This is a genomic window from Pseudomonas sp. SAR267 (genome assembly GCF_052077595.1).
Classification (GTDB): Bacteria; Pseudomonadota; Gammaproteobacteria; order Pseudomonadales; family Pseudomonadaceae; genus Aquipseudomonas; species Aquipseudomonas vlassakiae.
Genome location: NZ_JBQIHU010000001.1, coordinates 1,268,162 through 1,285,824, shown reverse-complemented (window position 1 = coordinate 1,285,824; position 17,663 = coordinate 1,268,162). Strand labels below are relative to the sequence as shown.

Genomic DNA, 17,663 nt, shown 5'->3' with positions numbered 1-17,663 from the left:
TACTTCAATTTCTGGCCATCCGGCCTCAAGGACGCTTCCATGGACACCAAACTGCTCGATATCCTGGCCTGCCCGATCACCAAGGGCCCGCTCAAGCTCAGCGCCGACAAGACCGAGCTGATCAGCAAGGGCGCAGGCCTGGCCTACCCGATCCGCGACGGTATTCCGGTGATGCTGGAAAGCGAAGCTCGTACCCTGACCGACGACGAGCGTCTGGACAAATGAGCGTGGATTTCACCGTGGTAATTCCTGCCCGGCTGCGCTCCACGCGTCTGCCGGGCAAGCCATTGCTGGCGATCGCCGGCAAGCCGATGGTCCAGCACGTCTGGGAGCAGGCGCGCAAGAGCGGCGCCAGCCGTGTGGTCATCGCCACCGATGACGCGAGCATCTTAGAAGCCTGCCAGGCCTTCGGCGCCGAAGTGCTGATGACCCGCGCCGACCATGAATCGGGCACCGACCGCCTGGCCGAAGTGGCCGAGCACCTGGGCCTTTCCGCTGAGGCCATCGTGGTCAACGTGCAGGGTGACGAGCCGCTGATCCCGCCAGTGATCATCGACCAGGTGGCCGCCAACCTGGCTGCCCACCCGGAAGCGGGTATCGCCACCCTGGCCGAGCCGATCCATGAGCCAGAAACGGTATTCAACCCCAATGCCGTCAAGGTGGTCAGCGACAAGAACGGCCTGGCCCTGACATTCAGCCGCGCGCCGCTGCCTTGGGCCCGTGATGCCTTTGCCAAGGATCGTAACGTGCTGCCGGAAGGCGTGCCGTATCGCCGCCATATCGGCATGTACGCCTACCGCGTCGGCTTCCTCCAGGATTTCGTCAGCTGGGGCCCGTGCTGGCTCGAGCAGACCGAGGCCCTGGAGCAGTTGCGTGCACTGTGGCACGGCGTGCGCATTCACGTCGAGGATGCTATCGAAGCGCCAGCCGTGGGCGTCGATACCCCTGAAGACCTGGAGCGCGTACGGCGCTTGCTGGAGGCCTGATGCGCATCCTGTTCGTCTGCCTCGGCAACATCTGCCGATCGCCCACCGCCGAAGGCGTGCTGCGTCATCAGTTGCAGGCCGCCGGCCTGGCTGAGCAGGTGCATGTGGCGTCTGCCGGTACCGGCGACTGGCATGTCGGCAAGGCACCTGACAGCCGCACCTGCAAGGCTGCGTTGGCGCGTGGTTATGATTTGTCGCAGCAACGTGCCCAGCAGGTCAAGCCGGCGCATTTCGCCGAGTACGACCTGATCCTGGCCATGGATGAAAGCAACCTTGGCCACTTGCGCGCCCTGCGCCCACACGACGCCGCTGGCGAACTCGACCTGTTCCTGCGCCGCTATGGCGCGGCCCTGGACGAGGTGCCCGACCCTTACTATGGCGGTGCTGAGGGCTTCGAGCAGGTGCTCGACCTGATCGAGGCTGCGTGCCGCGAGCTGGTCGTGGAAATCAAGGGGCGGTTATGACAGCGGTTTGGCAGGAACAGGTTTCGCTCAAGCCCTACAACACCTTTGGCATCGATGTGAAAGCCCGTTATTTCACCCAGGCGCACAGCGATGAAGACGTGCGCGAGGTGCTGGCTCAGGCGCGCCAGCGCAAGCTGGCGGTGCACGTGATCGGGGGTGGGAGCAACCTGCTGCTGACTCGCGATATCGACGCAGTGGTGTTGCACATGGCCAGCCGTGGTCGGCGGGTCATGAGCGACGATGGCGAACGTGTGGTGGTCGAAGCGCAAGCGGGTGAACCCTGGCACCCGTTCGTGCAATGGTCGCTGGCCCAAGGCTACTGCGGCCTGGAAAACCTCAGCCTGATCCCCGGCACCGTGGGGGCTGCGCCGATGCAGAATGTCGGCGCCTATGGGGTCGAGATCAAGGATGTGTTCGCCGGCCTGACTGCGCTGGACCGTGAAACCGGAGCACTGCGCGATTTCAACCTGGAGGCCTGTGCTTTCGGTTACCGCGACAGCGTATTCAAGCGCAACCCGGGGCGTTGGTTGATTCTGCGTGTACGCTTTGCCCTGCGCCATGAGCTGCAGGCACATCTGGACTATGGCCCGGTGCGCCAGCGGCTGGCGGAGCAGGGCGTCGAACAACCGACCGCGCAGGCGATCAGTGACGCGATTTGCAGCATTCGTCGCGAGAAATTGCCGGATCCCGCCGAGCTGGGTAATGCCGGGAGCTTCTTCAAGAACCCGGTCGTGTCGGCTGAGCAGGTGGCGCGCATCCGTGCCCAGTATCCGGGTGTGGTCGCTTATCCCCAGGCTGATGGCCAGGTGAAGCTGGCAGCGGGCTGGCTGATCGAACAAGCGGGCTGGAAAGGTTATCGCGAGGGAGATGCCGGGGTGCATCGGTTGCAGTCGCTGGTGTTGGTCAATCATGGCCAGGCGAGTGGTGCGCAGGTGCATGCGCTGGCGCAGCGGATCCAGGCGGATATCCTGGAGCGGTTCGGGGTGGCGCTGGAGATGGAGCCCAACCTGTACTGATCGATCTGCCGCTGTTGCCTGCTTCGTGGGTAAACAGATAGCCAAGAAAAAGCCCCGCCAGTTCGCACTGGCGGGGCTTTTTCATTCAGCCTTGGCTATCAACCGTGATGAGGCTTGTGCTCATCGGCGGTTTCCAGCACGCCCTTGGCAGCTTCCTCGGCGGCTTTGGCAGCAGCCTCGGCCTCACGCTTGCGGCGACGCACTTCACGAGGGTCGTTCGGGGCGCGGCCGTTTGGCAGCATTACGGTAGCGGCCGGAGCTTGTTCCGCAGGGGCCTGCTCGACAACTACCGGTGCGGCTTCGACGGCTGCAGGCGCAGTTTCTGCGGCCACTACAGGCTGGGCATCGGCGACAGGCGCTGGCTGCTCGGCGACTGGGGCTTGCTCGACCGCGACCTGGGCCTTCTCGGCTTCACCGGCCTCGACGACCGCCGCTTCGGCAACTGGCGCTTCAACGGCGGGTGCATTTTCAGCGGCAGGCACTGCGACCGGTGCTTCGGCAACGAGCACTGGCTCTGCAGTGGCAGGAGCTTCTTCGGCCACAGGCTGTGGTGCGACCTCGACCACTGGCTCGACGCCGGCTTCGACCACGGCGACGGGGCCGCTGACTGGCTGCTCGACCACCGGTGCGATGGCTGCCTGCTCGGCCTGGGCAACCTCTTCAACCTGCTCGGTCGGCTGGGCGACTTCGCTGTTTTCAGTGGTCACAGCTTCGGCGTTGGCGCGTTCGGCCTGCTGGTTGGCTTCAGCCTCTGCATTGGCGCTGATCTGGCTGCTGGCGACAGCGGCGGTGACGGCCAGGCCGGCTGCCAGCTCGGCGCCAAGCGCAGTGGCCTGGTGCTGTTGCGGCTGTTCTTCGCTGCCTTCTTCCTCGCTGCCTTCGATCAGCTCGCCATTGGCATTGCGCTGACGCTCACGGCGGTTGCTGCGGCGACGCTGGCCACGGGAGCGACGACGCGGACGCTCATCATCGGTGCCTTCCTGCTCATCCTGCAGCAGCTCTTCGTTCGGCAGTTGCTCCTCGGCGAGCTCGGCAGCCTGCTCGGCGGCTTGTTCGGCCGGGCGTGGCTGGCGCTCTTCGCGCGGTGGGCGTGGCTGGCGCTCTTCACGAGGAGCGCGCTCTTCACGCGGGGCACGCTCTTCGCGAGGTGCGCGTTCTTCACGTGGGGCACGCTCTTCGCGAGGGGCGCGCTCTTCACGTGGGGCACGTTCCTCGCGAGGTGCGCGTTCTTCACGTGGGGCACGCTCTTCACGAGGTGCACGCTCCTCGCGGGCTACCCGTTCTTCACGCGGCTGACGCTCTTCGCGTTCGGCTGGTGCGGCGTCCAGCGGCTCACGCAGTTCGCGTACGCGTTCTTCACCGCGGTTGCCACGGCGGTCTTCGCGTGGCGGGCGCGGGGCGCGTTCTTCACGCGGAGCGCGCTCTTCACGAGGAGTGCGTTCTTCACGTGGGGCGCGCTCTTCGCGAGGTGCGCGTTCTTCACGCGGTTGGCGCTCTTCACGCGGGGCGCGCTCGGCGCGCTCTTCACGCGGCTTGCGCTCTTCATCGCGACGGCCGTTGCGGTTGCGGCTCTGCTGGCGACCGTTGCGGCGCTCTTCGTTGCGTTGGCTGCGCTCGGCGGCCGGCTTTTCAGCGGCAGCGACGACTGGTGCGGCGGCAGGCTCTTGCTTGCCGGCGAACAGGCTGACCAGCGACTTCACCAGGCCCTTGAACAGGCTTGGCTCAGGTGCGCTCGGCGCACGCGCTGCCGGTGCGGCCGCTTGAGGTTGCTCTTCGGCGGCGCTCGGTACCGGGGCGTTGGCGCGGGCCGGGGCGGTCTTGACCGCAGCTTCCTGGCGAACCAGGGTGCGGGTGGCGGTCGGCTGCGGCGCTTCTTCGGCTTCGGAGGCGGCGATTTCGTAGCTGGACTGGTTGTTCAGCACTTCCGGGTTGTCGTCGCGCAGGCGCTGGACTTCGAAGTGCGGGGTTTCCAGGTGGTCGTTCGGCAGGATGATGATGCGGGCGCGGGTGCGCAGTTCGATCTTGGTGATCGAGTTGCGCTTCTCGTTGAGCAGGAAGGCTGCGACCGGGATCGGCACCTGGGCGCGTACTTCGGCGGTGCGGTCTTTCAGGGCTTCTTCTTCGATCAGGCGCAGGATGGCCAGCGACAGCGATTCGACGTCGCGGATGATGCCGGTGCCGGAGCAGCGTGGGCAGACGATGCCGCTGCTTTCGCCGAGCGATGGGCGCAGGCGCTGACGGGACATTTCCAGCAGGCCGAAGCGCGAGATGCGGCCAACCTGCACGCGGGCACGGTCGGCTTCCAGGCATTCACGCACACGCTCTTCCACGGCGCGCTGGTTCTTCGCCGGAGTCATGTCGATGAAGTCGATGACGATCAGGCCGCCGATGTCACGCAGGCGCAGCTGACGTGCGATTTCCTCGGCCGCTTCCAGGTTGGTCTGCAGGGCGGTTTCTTCGATGTCGCTGCCCTTGGTGGCGCGCGCCGAGTTGATGTCGATGGACACCAGGGCTTCGGTCGGGTCGATCACGATCGAGCCGCCGGACGGCAGGTCGACGACGCGCTGGAAGGCGGTCTCGATCTGGCTTTCGATCTGGAAACGGTTGAACAGCGGCACGCTGTCTTCGTAGAGCTTGACCTTGCTGGCGTACTGCGGCATCACCTGGCGGATGAACGTCAGGGCTTCTTCCTGGGCATCGATGCTGTCGATCAGCACTTCGCCGATGTCCTGGCGCAGGTAGTCGCGGATGGCGCGGATGATGACGTTGCTTTCCTGGTAGATCAGGAAGGGCGCGGCACGGTCCTGGGACGCTTCCTTGATGGCGGTCCACAGTTGCAGCAGGTAATCGAGGTCCCACTGCATTTCTTCGCTGCTGCGGCCAAGGCCGGCAGTGCGTACGATCAGGCCCATGTCGCCCGGTACGGTCAGGCCGTTCAGGGCTTCACGCAGTTCGTTGCGCTCTTCGCCTTCGATACGGCGCGAGATGCCACCGGCACGCGGGTTGTTGGGCATCAGCACCAGGTAGCGGCCAGCCAGGCTGATGAAGGTGGTCAGGGCGGCGCCTTTGTTGCCGCGCTCTTCCTTCTCGACCTGGACGATGACTTCCTGGCCTTCGCTCAGGACTTCCTTGATGTTGACCCGGCCTTCAGGGGACTTCTTGAAGTACTCGCGGGAGATTTCCTTCAGCGGCAGGAAGCCGTGACGTTCGGAGCCGAAGTCGACGAAGGCGGCTTCGAGGCTGGGCTCGATCCGGGTGATCTTGCCTTTGTAGATGTTGGCCTTTTTCTGCTCGCGCGCGCCGGACTCGATGTCCAGGTCGTAGAGACGTTGGCCGTCCACCAGGGCTACACGCAACTCTTCAGGTTGAGTTGCGTTAATCAGCATTCTTTTCATGTTGTACCGTCGGTTTCCGGGCTGCCGGAAACGGCGTGCGGCACACACGACTTCTCATGGTCGGTGCCAAGGTGCGCAAAGGGTGGCCGGGCCACCCCCGTGTCGAGCAACGTTCGGCACCAGCCGGTTGCCCAGCCTGCCGTTGTCGCGACGACGCGTCCTGTTTGCTGCGGTGCCTACCAGGCCCCGGTGGCTTCGAATGGGTATCCGAATCAACCAAGCGGGCCTCGTGCACTCAGTCAGGAGGAGGAATCAACCGTCAGCCGTGGACGCCCGGAGGCATCTGTTCAGGACCTTATCCGCTCGCCGGCCGTTCAGTGGGCCGGTGGCCGGACGCGGTGCTACACGGTCCGAGGGCTGTGCATCTCCACCCTGCACGTATCCCTGATAATTCGGGTGCTGCCGCGCGCTGAATCCGCAACGGGTTGCATTTTTCGCCAGCTTCGAACGGGAAGCTGACGCCATTACATGTCCAAGGCAGGTATTTCCGAAGCATTCGCCTTGCGTTGCGTGGAAGCGACGGGGGCGGGCAGAGGTGCAGCGAAAAGAATCGGGAAGCAGGTGAATAACCACACTTGTCGTTTTTTTTCGGTCTTCTCTACACAGCGCTGGTGGCGATTCCAGGCAATTCGGTAAACTGGCGAAAACCCCGTAGGACGGCCTCGCGTCCTGGAGAACTGCGTAGGTCAGTAACCGGCCCAGGGCCTGGTTTCACTGGCCTGCCGCTTTTGGCGGCGTTCGCGACTATAGCATTGATGATTAAGTGCTTCAATTCCATAAATAATTGTTATGATCCCCTCCATGACGACCAATACCCCCCCGACTTCCGGCGTCCAGCTGATCGAAGTCGCGCCGGAACTTGCCGGCCAACGCATCGACAATTTCCTTATCACGGCGCTCAAGGGCGTGCCCAAGACCTTGGTCTACCGCATCCTGCGCAAGGGTGAGGTGCGCGTCAACAAGGGGCGGGTCAAACCCGAGTACAAGATCCAGGCCGGCGATATCGTGCGCGTGCCGCCCGTCCGCTTGCCCGAGCGTGACGAGCCGGCGCCGGTGGCCCAGGGGCTGCTGCAACGCCTGGAAGCCGCCATCGTCTACGAAGACAAGGCGCTGATCGTGATGAACAAGCCAGCCGGCATCGCCGTGCACGGTGGCAGCGGCCTGAGCTTCGGCGTGATCGAGGCGCTGCGCCAGCTGCGCCCGGACGCCAAGGAACTGGAGCTGGTGCACCGCCTGGACCGCGACACCTCTGGCCTGCTGATGATCGCCAAGAAGCGCAGCATGCTGCGCCACTTGCATGCTGCCTTGCGCGGTGACGGCGTGGACAAGCGCTACATGGCGCTGGTGCGCGGTCACTGGCCAACCTCGAAGAAGCAGGTCAACGCCCCGCTGCTCAAGAGCAACCTGCGCTCCGGCGAACGCATGGTCGAAGTCAACGATGAAGGCAAGGAGGCGTTGACCCTGTTCCGCGTGCTGCGTCGGTTCGGCGAGTTCGCCACCATTGTCGAGGCGCGCCCGATCACCGGTCGCACCCACCAGATTCGCGTGCATACCCTGCATGCCGGGCACATGATCGCCGGTGACAGCAAGTATGGCGACGAGGATTTCAGCCGCGAGATCCGCGAACTGGGGGGCAAGCGCCTGTTCCTGCATGCCTACGCATTGACCGTGCCGCTGCCAGATGGCGGCGAGCTGAAACTCGAAGCGCCTGTGGACGAAGTCTGGGCCAAGACCGTGGAGCGTTTGAGTGCGCCGTGACTATGAGCTGCTGATTTTCGACTGGGACGGCACCCTGGCCGATTCCATCGGCCGCATCGTCGAGGCGATGAATGCCGCTGCCGAGCGTGCCGGCGAGGCGCCAAGCCCTGAGGGTGCGGTCAAGGGCATCATTGGCCTGGCGCTTGGGGAGGCCATCTCGACACTGTATCCACACCTTGATCCGCAGCAGGTCGAAACCTTCCGTCAGCACTATGCCGACATCTATATGGCCCTCGATCAACAACCTTCGCCGCTGTTCGACGGTGTGGTCGAATCGCTGGATGCCTTCCGTGCCGAGGGCTATCGCCTGGCAGTAGCGACCGGCAAGGCGCGCCGCGGCCTGGATCGGGTGCTCAAGGCCAATGGTTGGGAGCGGTTCTTCGACGTTACCCGTGCCGCCGACGAAACCCGCGGCAAGCCTCACCCGCTCATGCTTGAGGAAATCCTCGGGCATTGCGGTGTCGAACCTGGTCGGGCGCTGATGGTCGGAGATTCGGCATTCGACCTGCAAATGGCCAGCAATGCCGGCATGCATTCGGTGGCGGTGGGCTACGGTGCGATGTCGCTTCAGGCACTGGCCGAGTTTGGCCCGCAAGTATGCATCGATCATTTTTCCCAGCTGCGCGAGTGGCTGGCTGGTTCCAGGCAAGTCCAATTCCAAGGTAGGTGAGCATGGCTGACGAGTGGAAAGCGCCGGTTAACGAGACCGAAGAGGAGCGTCTCGCTCGCGAAGCGCGTGAAGCGCAGAACGAAGAGGCTCGTGTAGAGCAGAAGAGCTGGAAGTTGCTTGAAAAGACCTTGCTGGCCGGGGTTCAGGAGCAGCGTCGGTCCCGGCGATGGGGGATCTTCTTCAAGCTTCTGACTTTCATCTACCTGTTTGGCATTCTCGCCCTGTTCCTGCCGTTCATGGATGTGGACAAGGCCGCGTCGCGCAGTGGCAACCACACAGCCCTGGTTGAAGTGCGCGGGGTGATTGCCGACCAGGAAGCGGCCAGCGCCGACAATATCGTCAAGAGCCTGCGCGATGCGTTCAAGGACCCCAAGACCAAGGCGGTGGTCCTGCGCATCAACAGTCCGGGCGGCAGCCCTGTGCAGGCAGGCTATGTGTATGACGAGATCCGTCGTCTGCGTGGCGAGTACACGGATATCAAACTGTATGCAGTGATAGCCGACCTGGGCGCTTCCGGGGCTTATTACATCGCCAGTGCGGCGGATGAGATCTATGCCGACAAGGCCAGCCTGGTCGGTTCCATTGGTGTGACGGCGGCCGGCTACGGTTTCGTGGGCTCCATGGAGAAGCTGGGCGTGGAGCGTCGTACCTACACCGCTGGCGAGCACAAGGCGTTTCTTGATCCGTTCTCGCCTGAAAAACCTGAAGAGCGTGCGTTCTGGCAGGGTGTGCTCAATACCACGCACCAGCAGTTCATTGCCATGGTCAAGCAGGGGCGGGGTGACCGCCTGAAGGACAAGGAGCATCCGGAGCTGTTCAGTGGCCTGGTCTGGTCGGGTGAGCAGGCCAAGGCACTGGGGCTGGTGGACGGGCTGGGCAGTGCCAGCTACGTGGCGCGTGAGATCGTGGGTGAGAAGGACTTGGTCGATTACACCGTGCAGGAGTCGCCGTTCGATCGCTTCTCCAAGCGCATTGGTGCCAGCGTGGCCGAGCACCTGGCCATGTGGATGGGGTTCCAGGGGCCTCAGCTGCGCTGAGTTCGTCTTGAGTTTTGTGGTGCCTGTGAGATCGAGCGCCGCCCGCGCGGCGCATCGCGGGCAAGCCCGCTCCCACATCTGTGTCGGGCCAGTATCTCCTGTGCCGCCAACAGGATCCGCCTTGTTGGCATGGCGATACATCTCGGTGGCTCCACCTGTCTTCTGCCTTGCGCCAAGGCGTTCCCTGTTGGCTTCACAGGAGGGATTGGCCCGAAACAGATGTGGGAGCGACCTTGGTCGCGATGCGCCGCGCGGGCGGCGCTCGATCTCCCAGGCGCAAAAATTTTCAAGCCAGGCTCAAGGAACAACCACCCCCTCCCGGGTCAGCATATCCACCAGCCGAATCAGCGGCAGCCCGATCAGGCTGGTGGCATCGCACCCATGGGTGCTCTGAAACAAACTCACCCCCAATCCTTCCGCCTTGAAGCTCCCCGCGCAATCCAGCGGCTGCTCCGCCTGCACATAGCGCTCCACCTGCTCCCGATTCAGCTCGCGCATGATGACCGTGAACGGCACGCAGTCGACCTGGCAGTGCCCGGTTGCGGTATTGAGCAGTGCCAGCCCGGTCAGGAAGGTCACCTGCTGGCCGCTGGCTTCGAGCAGCTGCTCGCAGGCGCGATCGAAGGTGTGCGGCTTGCCGAGGATCTGTTCGCCCAATACCGCGACCTGGTCAGAGCCGATGATCAGGTGCCCCGGATGGCTGGCGGCAAGCGCTTCGGCCTTTTGCCTGGCCAGGCGTTTCACCAGTTCCACAGCGGGTTCGTCAGCCAGGCGTCGCTCGTCTAGGTCGGGGCTTGCCCAGGTGAAGGGCAGGCGCAGGCGCGCGAGCAGTTCGCGTCGGTAGGCAGAGCTGGAAGCCAGCAACAGAGGCAGCATGATAGACTCCTGGTCAGTTGAACCCGATTCTAACATGCGAGATGCCGCCTAATTTCCTTTGACAGGGGCGGGGGGCATCCCTAGAATGCTGCGCCTATGTTGAATGACCCGATTCCACCTCACGTTGACCCGCGCAAATTAGCCGACCGAGGCGTATCCATCACTGGTACGCTGCAACTCGCTGATTTGGAAAGACTCTGCGACCCGCTTTCCGACGATGTCGGTACGGTGCAGGCGAAGTTCGATTTTGAACGAGATGAACAGCACGTGGTGGTTATCCACAGCGAGCTGGACGTCGAAGTCAAAATGGTTTGCCAGCGTTGTCTTGAGCTGGTCACCCTGCCGATCCACAGCGAATGTACTTACGCCGTGGTGAAGGAGGGTGCGAATACCCAGTCGTTGCCGAAAGGCTATGACGTGCTGGAACTGGGCGAAGATCCTTTGGATCTGCAGGCCTTGGTCGAGGAGGAGCTGCTGCTCGCCTTGCCTATCGTGCCTGCTCACCATCCGGAAGAATGCCAGCAGCCGGCGGGCGCAGACGAGCCCGAATCGAGCAAGGACGAGGTATCGCGGTCCAACCCGTTCAGTGTTTTGGCGCAGTTAAAGCGTGACCCAAACGTTTAGGAGTTAATCAATTATGGCTGTTCAGCAGAACAAAAAATCCCGCTCTGCCCGTGACATGCGCCGTTCCCACGACGCCCTGTCGGAAAACGCGCTGTCGGTAGAAAAGACCACCGGTGAAGTGCACCTGCGTCACCACGTTTCGCCAGAAGGCGTATACCGTGGCCGCAAAGTGGTCGATAAGGGCGCTGACGAGTAATCCTTGTCCGCTCAGATCATCGCGATCGACGCAATGGGCGGGGACTTCGGTCCCCGCAGCATTGTCCAGGCTAGCATTGCCTGCCTTTCGGCTACCCCCTCGCTGCACCTGACCCTCGTCGGTCAACCCTCCCTCCTTGAAGATCTTGTCAGCGGCCTTGCGGCTGCGGATCGCGCGCGCCTGCAGATTGTCGCCGCCAGTGAGGTAGTCGGTATGGACGAGCGGCCATCACAGGCGTTGCGCGGCAAGCCGGACTCGTCGATGCGCATCGCCCTCGAACTGGTGCGTGACGGCAAGGCCCAGGCCTGCGTAAGTGCCGGCAATACCGGGGCGCTGATGGCATTGTCGCGTTTCGTGCTCAAGACCTTGCCGGGTATCGATCGGCCGGCCATGGTCGCGGCGATCCCGACCCAGGCGGGTTACTGCCAGCTGCTCGACCTTGGCGCCAATGTCGACTGCAGTGCCGAAAACCTCTACCAGTTCGCCGTCATGGGGGCCGTGGCTGCCCAGGCCCTGGGCATTCACCGGCCACGCGTGGCGCTGCTGAACATCGGTACCGAGGACATCAAGGGCAACCAGCAGGTCAAGCTGGCCGCCACCCTGCTGCAGAACGCCCGTGGCCTCAACTATGTCGGCTTCGTCGAAGGTGATGGCTTGTACCGCGGTGAGGCGGATGTGGTGGTGTGCGACGGTTTTGTCGGCAACATCCTGCTCAAGTCCAGCGAAGGTCTGGCTACCATGATCGGCGCGCGTATCGAAAAGCTGTTCAAGGGCGGGGTGTTGTCGCGGGTGGCAGGGGCAATGGCGATGCCGTTGCTCAAGCGCCTGCAGGCCGACCTGGCGCCAGCGCGGCACAATGGCGCGAGCTTCCTCGGCCTGCAGGGTATCGTCATCAAGAGCCATGGTTCGGCGGGCGTGCAGGGCTTCCAGAGCGCGATCCAGCGGGCGCTGATCGAGATCCAGGAAAACCTCCCGCAGCGGCTGCATGGTCGCCTCGAAGATTTGTTGCCTTAGGCATTTCGCCGATGAAGTGCTTAAATGTGACCGCTTGGTCTGTGTTTCCATCCAAGTTTTCAGATTCCGCGCCCGGCCCAAGGCCCGGCGCACCCTATCCGATGACAAGATCATAAGGGCTTGTTCAATGTCTGCATCCCTCGCATTCGTCTTCCCCGGTCAAGGTTCCCAGTCGCTGGGCATGCTCGCCGAACTCGGCGCTGAAAAGCCGGTGGTCATCGAGACCTTCAAGGAGGCTTCCGAGGCTCTGGGCTATGACCTGTGGAAGCTGGTCCAGGAAGGCCCGGAAGAACAACTCAACCAAACCGACAAGACCCAGCCAGCGATCCTCACCGCTTCCATCGCCCTTTGGCGCCTGTGGCTGGAAGAGGGCGGCGCACAACCGGCGTTCGTTTCCGGCCATAGCCTGGGCGAATACAGCGCCCTGGTCGCTGCGGGCGCCCTGTCGCTGAAAGACGCCGTGCGCCTGGTCGAGCGTCGTGGTCAGCTGATGCAGGAAGCCGTGCCTGCCGGTCACGGTGCCATGGCTGCGATCCTGGGCCTGGATGACGCCGTCGTGGTGGAAATCTGCGCCGAAGCGGCCGAAGACCAAGTGGTCAGCGCCGTGAACTTCAACTCGCCAGGCCAGGTGGTCATCGCCGGTAACGAGGCTGCGGTCGACCGCGCCGTGGAACTGTGCAAGGCCAAGGGTGCCAAGCGCGCCCTGCCGCTGGCGGTCAGCGTGCCGTCGCACTGCGCCCTGATGGAGTCGGCTGCCGAGCGCTTTGCCGACTCCGTCAACGCCATCGAATGGAAGGCCCCGCAGATCCCGGTGGTGCAGAACGTCACCGCCGCTGTCGCCGCCGACCTCGATGCCCTGAAGCGAGACCTGCTGGCACAGCTGTACCAGCCGGTACGCTGGGTTGAATGCGTGCAGACCCTGGCCGCCAACGGTGCGGTCAACCTGGTCGAATGCGGCCCGGGCAAGGTCCTGGCTGGCCTGAACAAGCGTTGCGCCGACGGCGTGACCACCTACAACCTCAATACCCCTGACGCTGTCGCCGCCACCCGTGCGGCGCTGGCCTGATTTGGAGAAGCTTGCATGAGCCTGCAAGGTAAAGTTGCACTGGTCACCGGCGCCAGCCGTGGTATTGGCCAGGCCATCGCCCTCGAGCTGGGCCGCCAGGGCGCGACCGTGATTGGTACCGCCACCTCGGCTTCCGGTGCCGAGCGCATCGCCGCCACCCTGAAAGAACATGGCATCGCCGGCACCGGCATGGAGCTGAACGTGACCAGCGCCGAGTCCGTGGAAGCCGTGCTGGCCGCCATTGGTGAGCAGTTCGGCGCACCGGCCATTCTGGTCAACAACGCCGGTATCACCCGTGACAACCTCATGCTGCGCATGAAGGACGACGAGTGGTTCGACGTGATCGACACCAACCTGAACAGCCTCTACCGTCTGTCCAAGGGCGTGCTGCGTGGCATGACCAAGGCGCGCTGGGGTCGTATCATCAGCATCGGTTCGGTCGTCGGTGCCATGGGCAACGCCGGCCAGGCCAACTACGCGGCGGCCAAGGCCGGCCTCGAAGGCTTCAGCCGCGCCCTGGCGCGTGAAGTGGGCTCGCGTGGCATCACCGTCAACTCGGTGACCCCGGGCTTCATCGACACCGACATGACCCGCGAGCTGCCAGAAGCGCAGCGCGAAGCCCTGCAAACCCAGATTCCGCTGGGCCGCCTGGGCCAGGCTGACGAAATTGCCAAGGTGGTTTCGTTCCTGGCGTCGGATGGCGCTGGCTACGTTACCGGCGCTACCGTGCCGGTCAACGGCGGGATGTACATGTAAAACTGCAACGCAATGTGACGGATTGCTTCAAAAAAGAGTCATACTGCGAGCCTAAAATCCGTTATAAAGCTGCAACCAGATTCCAGGCAGCGGGTGCGGTGGCTAAAGGGAAGCTGCGTTCCGCTTGAAAAGCGAACGTCTTTCTATAAACTTGGTCACCGGCCAGCTGCCTGACATATGTCCATTAGGAGTGAAAACTAGGTATGAGCACCATCGAAGAACGCGTCAAGAAAATCGTCGCCGAGCAACTGGGCGTCAAGGAAGAGGAAGTGACTGCTGAGAAGTCCTTCGTCGATGACCTGGGTGCCGATTCGCTTGACACCGTTGAGCTGGTGATGGCTCTGGAAGAGGAATTCGAGACCGAAATCCCTGACGAAGAAGCCGAGAAGATCACTACCGTTCAAGCTGCAATCGACTACGTCAAAAACCACCAGGCTTAAGACGTTGTAGTCGACGCTTCTTGTCGAGAAGAACCGCACTGCCTTTGCCGGCGTGCGGTTTTTTCTTTGCGAGCCAGCGCCGTCGTTTCGCTCGCTACGAGAGCTTGTTGCCATTTCATTCCATTGCTTGAATGCAATGGCAAGAAACTCTGTGATTAGAAAAGGAGAGTACTGTGTCGCGTAGACGCGTCGTGGTCACCGGTATGGGCATGCTGTCGCCACTGGGTACCGATGTACCGAGCACCTGGCAGGGCATTCTGGCTGGCCGCAGTGGCATTGGTCCGATCGAGCATACGGACCTGTCTGCCTACTCCACCCGTTTTGGCGGCTCGGTGAAAGGCTTCGAGGTTGAGCAGTACCTGTCGGCCAAAGAGGCCCGCAAGCTCGACCTGTTCATTCAGTACGGCCTGGCGGCCGGTTTCCAGGCAGTGCGTAATGCCGGCCTGGAAGTCACCGACGCCAACCGTGAGCGCATTGGCGTGGCCATGGGCTCGGGTATCGGCGGTCTGACCAACATCGAAGAAACCAGCCGTACCTTGCACGAGCAAGGCCCGCGCCGTATTTCGCCGTTCTTCGTGCCGGGTTCGATCATCAACATGATCTCCGGCTTCCTGTCGATCCATCTGGGGCTGCAGGGGCCGAACTACGCCATCGCCACCGCTTGCACCACCGGCACCCACTGCATCGGCATGGCCGCGCGCAACATCGCCTACGGTGAAGCCGACGTGATGATTGCCGGTGGCGCCGAAATGGCTGCGTGTGGCCTGGGCATGGGGGGCTTCGGTGCGTCCCGTGCACTGTCCACCCGCAACGATGAGCCAACCCGTGCCAGCCGTCCGTGGGACAAGGGCCGTGATGGCTTCGTGCTGTCCGACGGTGCCGGTGCGCTGGTGCTCGAAGAGCTCGAACACGCCAAGGCCCGTGGTGCGACCATCTATGCCGAGCTGGTCGGTTTCGGCATGAGCGGTGACGCCTACCACATGACCTCGCCACCCGACAGCGGTGAAGGTGCTGCCCGTTGCATGGCCAATGCCCTGCGCGATGCTGGCATCCAGCCTGAAGCGGTCAGCTACATCAACGCCCACGGTACCTCGACCCCGGCCGGCGATATCGCCGAAGTCGCGGCGATCAAGCGCGTGTTCGGCGAGCATGCCTACAAGCTGGCGGTCAGCTCGACCAAGTCGATGACCGGTCACCTGCTCGGCGCTGCCGGTGCAGTTGAGGCGATCTTCAGCGTGCTGGCGATCAACAGCCAGATGGCGCCGCCGACCATCAACCTCGATGAGCCGGACGAAGGCTGCGACCTCGACTTCGTACCGCACCAGGCGCGCAGCATGCCGATCGACGTGGTGTTGTCCAACTCGTTCGGCTTTGGTGGCACCAACGGTTCGCTGGTGTTCCGCCGGTTCGTCGATTGATGCACAGCTGGATCGACGGCCAGCCCGCGACTGCGATCAATTTGCAGAACCGCGGCCTGGCCTACGGCGATGGCCTGTTCGAGACCATCGCCGTGCGCGCTGGCCGGCCCAGTCTGCTGGACGGCCATTTGGCCCGCCTGGCGCTGGGTTGCCAGCGGCTGATGATCGACGCCGATCTGGCGCTGGTGCGTGATGAAATCCTGCGCTTCGCCCGTCAGCTCGGTGACGGAGTCGCCAAGCTGGTCCTCACCCGTGGCGACAGTCAGCGGGGCTACGCGCCGGTTGCCGGCGTTGCACCGCGGCGGATTCTCCAGGGCAGCCCGCTGCCCAGCTATCCTGTCGAACATGCCCAGCACGGCGTGCGGCTGTTCCCTTGCCAGACCCGGCTTGCGGAGCAACCGTTGCTGGCCGGCCTGAAACACCTCAATCGCCTGGAACAAGTGCTGGCCCGTTCTGAGTGGCAGGACAGCGAACATGCCGAAGGCCTGATGCGTGACGGGCAGGGCAGGGTGATCGAAGGCGTATACAGCAATCTGTTCCTGGTGCGCGATGGCGTGCTGCTCACGGCTGAACTCAGCCGTTGTGGCGTGGCCGGCGTGATGCGCGGTGCTCTGCTGGAGCAGGCGCAGCGGCTGGGCATCCCGGTACAGGTGCGAGATATCGCGTTCGACGAATTGCAACAGGCGGACGAAGTGTTTGTCTGCAACAGTGTCTATGGCGTCTGGCCCGTGCGCGGAATTGCCGCGCTGAACTGGTCGCCGGGCCCACTCACCCGTAAACTGCAGGCCGTTGCCCGTACGTTACTGGATACCTGAATTCGTGAGACGCAAATTCCTGCTGCTGCTGGAAATGGGCTTGATCCTCGCTGGCCTGGCCCTGGGCTGGTCGGCCTGGAAGATCAACTCGGTGCTGGAGCAGCCCCTGCATGTGGCCGAAGAGCGCCTGCTCGACGTGCCCAGTGGCACCAACCCCAACCGCATGTTCTATCGCATGCAGGCCGAAGGCTTGCTCGACGATGCCGTCTGGCTGCGCCTGTACTGGCGCTTCAACATGGCCGGCACACAGTTGCATACCGGCGAGTATCGCCTCACCCCCGGCATGACCGTGGAAGATCTGTTCGACGTCTGGCGCCGTGGCGATGTGGTGCAGTACAACCTGACCCTGGTCGAAGGCTGGACCTTCCGCCAGGTGCGTTCGGCGGTGGCCAGGCATGAAAAGCTCAAGCACACCCTGGATGGCCTTTCCGACGCTGAAGTGATGGACAAGCTCGGCCACACCGGCGTGTTCCCTGAAGGCCGCTTCTTCCCTGATACCTACCGCTTCGTGCGTGGCATGAGTGACGTCGAGCTGCTGCAGCAGGCCTACATGCGCCTTGACGAGGTATTGGCCAAGGAATGGGCCGAGCGCACCACTGACCTGCCTTACCGTGACCCCTACCAGGCCTTGATCATGGCCTCGCTGGTGGAGAAGGAAACCGGTATCCCCCAGGAGCGTGGGCAGATCGCTGGCGTCTTCGTCCGCCGCCTGCGCCTGGGCATGATGCTGCAGACCGACCCGACGGTGATCTACGGCATGGGTGAGCGCTACAACGGCAAGATTTCCCGCGCCGACCTGCGCGAACCGACGCCTTACAACACCTACACCATGACCGGCCTGCCACCGACACCGATCGCCATGGTCGGGCGGGAGGCGATCCATGCCGCGCTCAACCCAGCCGATGGCACCAGCCTGTACTTCGTTGCCCGTGGCGATGGCAGCCACGTGTTTTCCGATGACCTGGACGATCACAACTCGGCGGTGCGTGAGTTTCAGCTCAAGCGTCGTGCGGATTACCGCTCCAGCCCGGCGCCGCAAAGTGCGCCTGCAGACGCGGCCGAACCCGCCGAGCAGGATCCTGCCAGCGACGCCGCGCCGGCCGACGCGGCTACGCCCGACGAACAACATTAA

Annotated in this window: 18 protein-coding genes; 16 read left to right on the top strand and 2 right to left on the bottom strand. The window is 63.4% G+C overall.

The window, feature by feature from the left end; translation table 11 throughout:
• The first annotated feature begins 39 nt into the window (after positions 1-39).
• The 4 genes from ACTORR_RS06340 to murB are packed head-to-tail and all read left to right on the top strand — an operon-like array spanning position 40 to position 2,466.
• Positions 40-225: a Trm112 family protein gene (locus ACTORR_RS06340; protein ID WP_003247142.1), complete on the top strand. Its 186-nt coding sequence runs from the start codon at positions 40-42 to the stop codon at positions 223-225.
• Complete coding sequence (gene kdsB / locus ACTORR_RS06335) at positions 222-986, top strand: 3-deoxy-manno-octulosonate cytidylyltransferase (RefSeq protein ID WP_054883742.1); 765 nt, start codon at positions 222-224, stop codon at positions 984-986. Before ACTORR_RS06340 ends, kdsB begins: the two co-directional genes overlap by 4 nt.
• Positions 986-1,450, top strand: a complete 465-nt coding sequence (locus tag ACTORR_RS06330) for a low molecular weight protein-tyrosine-phosphatase (protein ID WP_099814823.1) — start codon at positions 986-988, stop codon at positions 1,448-1,450. Before kdsB ends, ACTORR_RS06330 begins: the two co-directional genes overlap by 1 nt.
• Positions 1,447-2,466 carry a UDP-N-acetylmuramate dehydrogenase gene (gene murB / locus ACTORR_RS06325; RefSeq protein WP_313365719.1) on the top strand — a complete coding sequence of 340 codons (1,020 nt, stop codon included), beginning with the start codon at positions 1,447-1,449 and terminating at the stop codon, positions 2,464-2,466. Before ACTORR_RS06330 ends, murB begins: the two co-directional genes overlap by 4 nt.
• Before the next feature lie 98 nt (positions 2,467-2,564).
• Here the strand turns inward: murB and rne are convergent, their stop codons facing one another.
• Complete coding sequence (gene rne / locus ACTORR_RS06320; RefSeq protein ID WP_441343590.1) at positions 2,565-5,861, bottom strand: ribonuclease E; 3,297 nt, start codon at positions 5,859-5,861, stop codon at positions 2,565-2,567.
• A gap of 801 nt (positions 5,862-6,662) precedes the next feature.
• Here rne and rluC point away from each other — a divergent pair.
• From rluC to ACTORR_RS06305, 3 genes are read left to right on the top strand one after another with little or no spacing between them, the layout of a single operon-like run.
• Positions 6,663-7,619: a 23S rRNA pseudouridine(955/2504/2580) synthase RluC gene (rluC, locus tag ACTORR_RS06315; protein WP_027919450.1), complete on the top strand. Its 957-nt coding sequence runs from the start codon at positions 6,663-6,665 to the stop codon at positions 7,617-7,619.
• The gene (locus ACTORR_RS06310) at positions 7,609-8,289 is read left to right on the top strand and encodes an HAD family hydrolase (RefSeq protein ID WP_054883747.1); all 681 of its coding nucleotides are present in this window, start codon (positions 7,609-7,611) and stop codon (positions 8,287-8,289) included. The genes rluC and ACTORR_RS06310 overlap by 11 nt, the downstream gene beginning before the upstream one ends.
• A 2-nt stretch (positions 8,290-8,291) precedes the next feature.
• Positions 8,292-9,326, top strand: a complete 1,035-nt coding sequence (locus ACTORR_RS06305; RefSeq protein ID WP_313365905.1) for a S49 family peptidase — start codon at positions 8,292-8,294, stop codon at positions 9,324-9,326.
• 297 nt (positions 9,327-9,623) lie between these two features.
• On the opposite strand, the gene ACTORR_RS06300 is transcribed toward ACTORR_RS06305, so the two are convergent.
• On the bottom strand, positions 9,624-10,202 hold the full coding sequence (locus tag ACTORR_RS06300) for a Maf family protein (protein WP_441343589.1): 579 nt from the start codon (positions 10,200-10,202) through the stop codon (positions 9,624-9,626).
• A gap of 96 nt (positions 10,203-10,298) precedes the next feature.
• On the opposite strand from ACTORR_RS06300, the gene ACTORR_RS06295 reads away from it, so the two are divergent.
• The 9 genes from ACTORR_RS06295 to mltG all read left to right on the top strand — a co-directional run bounded on the left by ACTORR_RS06295 (position 10,299) and on the right by mltG (position 17,663).
• Positions 10,299-10,826 carry a YceD family protein gene (locus ACTORR_RS06295; RefSeq protein ID WP_027919446.1) on the top strand — a complete coding sequence of 176 codons (528 nt, stop codon included), beginning with the start codon at positions 10,299-10,301 and terminating at the stop codon, positions 10,824-10,826.
• 13 nt (positions 10,827-10,839) lie between these two features.
• Positions 10,840-11,022, top strand: coding sequence for a 50S ribosomal protein L32 (rpmF, locus tag ACTORR_RS06290; protein ID WP_003247154.1), 183 nt, complete (start codon positions 10,840-10,842; stop codon positions 11,020-11,022).
• 3 nt (positions 11,023-11,025) lie between these two features.
• The gene (gene plsX, locus ACTORR_RS06285) at positions 11,026-12,036 is read left to right on the top strand and encodes a phosphate acyltransferase PlsX (protein ID WP_441343588.1); all 1,011 of its coding nucleotides are present in this window, start codon (positions 11,026-11,028) and stop codon (positions 12,034-12,036) included.
• A 127-nt stretch (positions 12,037-12,163) separates the two neighbouring features.
• A complete protein-coding gene (fabD, locus tag ACTORR_RS06280) occupies positions 12,164-13,102 on the top strand; it encodes an ACP S-malonyltransferase (RefSeq protein WP_441343587.1) in 939 nt (312 codons plus the stop codon).
• Between the two features lie 15 nt (positions 13,103-13,117).
• Positions 13,118-13,858, top strand: coding sequence for a 3-oxoacyl-ACP reductase FabG (gene fabG / locus ACTORR_RS06275; RefSeq protein ID WP_054883751.1), 741 nt, complete (start codon positions 13,118-13,120; stop codon positions 13,856-13,858).
• Between the two features lie 203 nt (positions 13,859-14,061).
• A complete protein-coding gene (gene acpP / locus ACTORR_RS06270) occupies positions 14,062-14,298 on the top strand; it encodes an acyl carrier protein (RefSeq protein ID WP_009685065.1) in 237 nt (78 codons plus the stop codon).
• A gap of 173 nt (positions 14,299-14,471) precedes the next feature.
• Positions 14,472-15,716 (top strand): beta-ketoacyl-ACP synthase II, encoded by a 1,245-nt coding sequence (gene fabF, locus ACTORR_RS06265; RefSeq protein WP_054883752.1) that lies wholly within the window; start codon positions 14,472-14,474, stop codon positions 15,714-15,716.
• Entirely contained in the window at positions 15,716-16,531 is an 816-nt protein-coding gene (gene pabC, locus ACTORR_RS06260) for an aminodeoxychorismate lyase (protein WP_313365852.1), read from the top strand. The genes fabF and pabC overlap by 1 nt, the downstream gene beginning before the upstream one ends.
• Before the next feature lie 4 nt (positions 16,532-16,535).
• Positions 16,536-17,663, top strand: a complete 1,128-nt coding sequence (gene mltG / locus ACTORR_RS06255) for an endolytic transglycosylase MltG (RefSeq protein ID WP_054883754.1) — start codon at positions 16,536-16,538, stop codon at positions 17,661-17,663.

Excerpts from the sequence above, each read along its gene's own strand:
- murB (WP_313365719.1), top strand. The coding sequence starts at position 1,447 with ATGACAGCGGTTTGGCAGGAACAGGTTTCGCTCAAGCCCTACAACACC.
- ACTORR_RS06330 (WP_099814823.1), top strand. The coding sequence starts at position 986 with ATGCGCATCCTGTTCGTCTGCCTCGGCAACATCTGCCGATCGCCCACC.
- rpmF (WP_003247154.1), top strand. The coding sequence starts at position 10,840 with ATGGCTGTTCAGCAGAACAAAAAATCCCGCTCTGCCCGTGACATGCGC.
- pabC (WP_313365852.1), top strand. The coding sequence starts at position 15,716 with ATGCACAGCTGGATCGACGGCCAGCCCGCGACTGCGATCAATTTGCAG.
- ACTORR_RS06340 (WP_003247142.1), top strand. The coding sequence starts at position 40 with ATGGACACCAAACTGCTCGATATCCTGGCCTGCCCGATCACCAAGGGC.
- kdsB (WP_054883742.1), top strand. The coding sequence starts at position 222 with ATGAGCGTGGATTTCACCGTGGTAATTCCTGCCCGGCTGCGCTCCACG.
- rluC (WP_027919450.1), top strand. The coding sequence starts at position 6,663 with ATGACGACCAATACCCCCCCGACTTCCGGCGTCCAGCTGATCGAAGTC.
- rne (WP_441343590.1), bottom strand. The coding sequence starts at position 5,861 with ATGAAAAGAATGCTGATTAACGCAACTCAACCTGAAGAGTTGCGTGTA.
- acpP (WP_009685065.1), top strand. The coding sequence starts at position 14,062 with ATGAGCACCATCGAAGAACGCGTCAAGAAAATCGTCGCCGAGCAACTG.
- ACTORR_RS06305 (WP_313365905.1), top strand. The coding sequence starts at position 8,292 with ATGGCTGACGAGTGGAAAGCGCCGGTTAACGAGACCGAAGAGGAGCGT.
- ACTORR_RS06295 (WP_027919446.1), top strand. The coding sequence starts at position 10,299 with ATGTTGAATGACCCGATTCCACCTCACGTTGACCCGCGCAAATTAGCC.
- ACTORR_RS06300 (WP_441343589.1), bottom strand. The coding sequence starts at position 10,202 with ATGCTGCCTCTGTTGCTGGCTTCCAGCTCTGCCTACCGACGCGAACTG.
- fabG (WP_054883751.1), top strand. The coding sequence starts at position 13,118 with ATGAGCCTGCAAGGTAAAGTTGCACTGGTCACCGGCGCCAGCCGTGGT.
- fabD (WP_441343587.1), top strand. The coding sequence starts at position 12,164 with ATGTCTGCATCCCTCGCATTCGTCTTCCCCGGTCAAGGTTCCCAGTCG.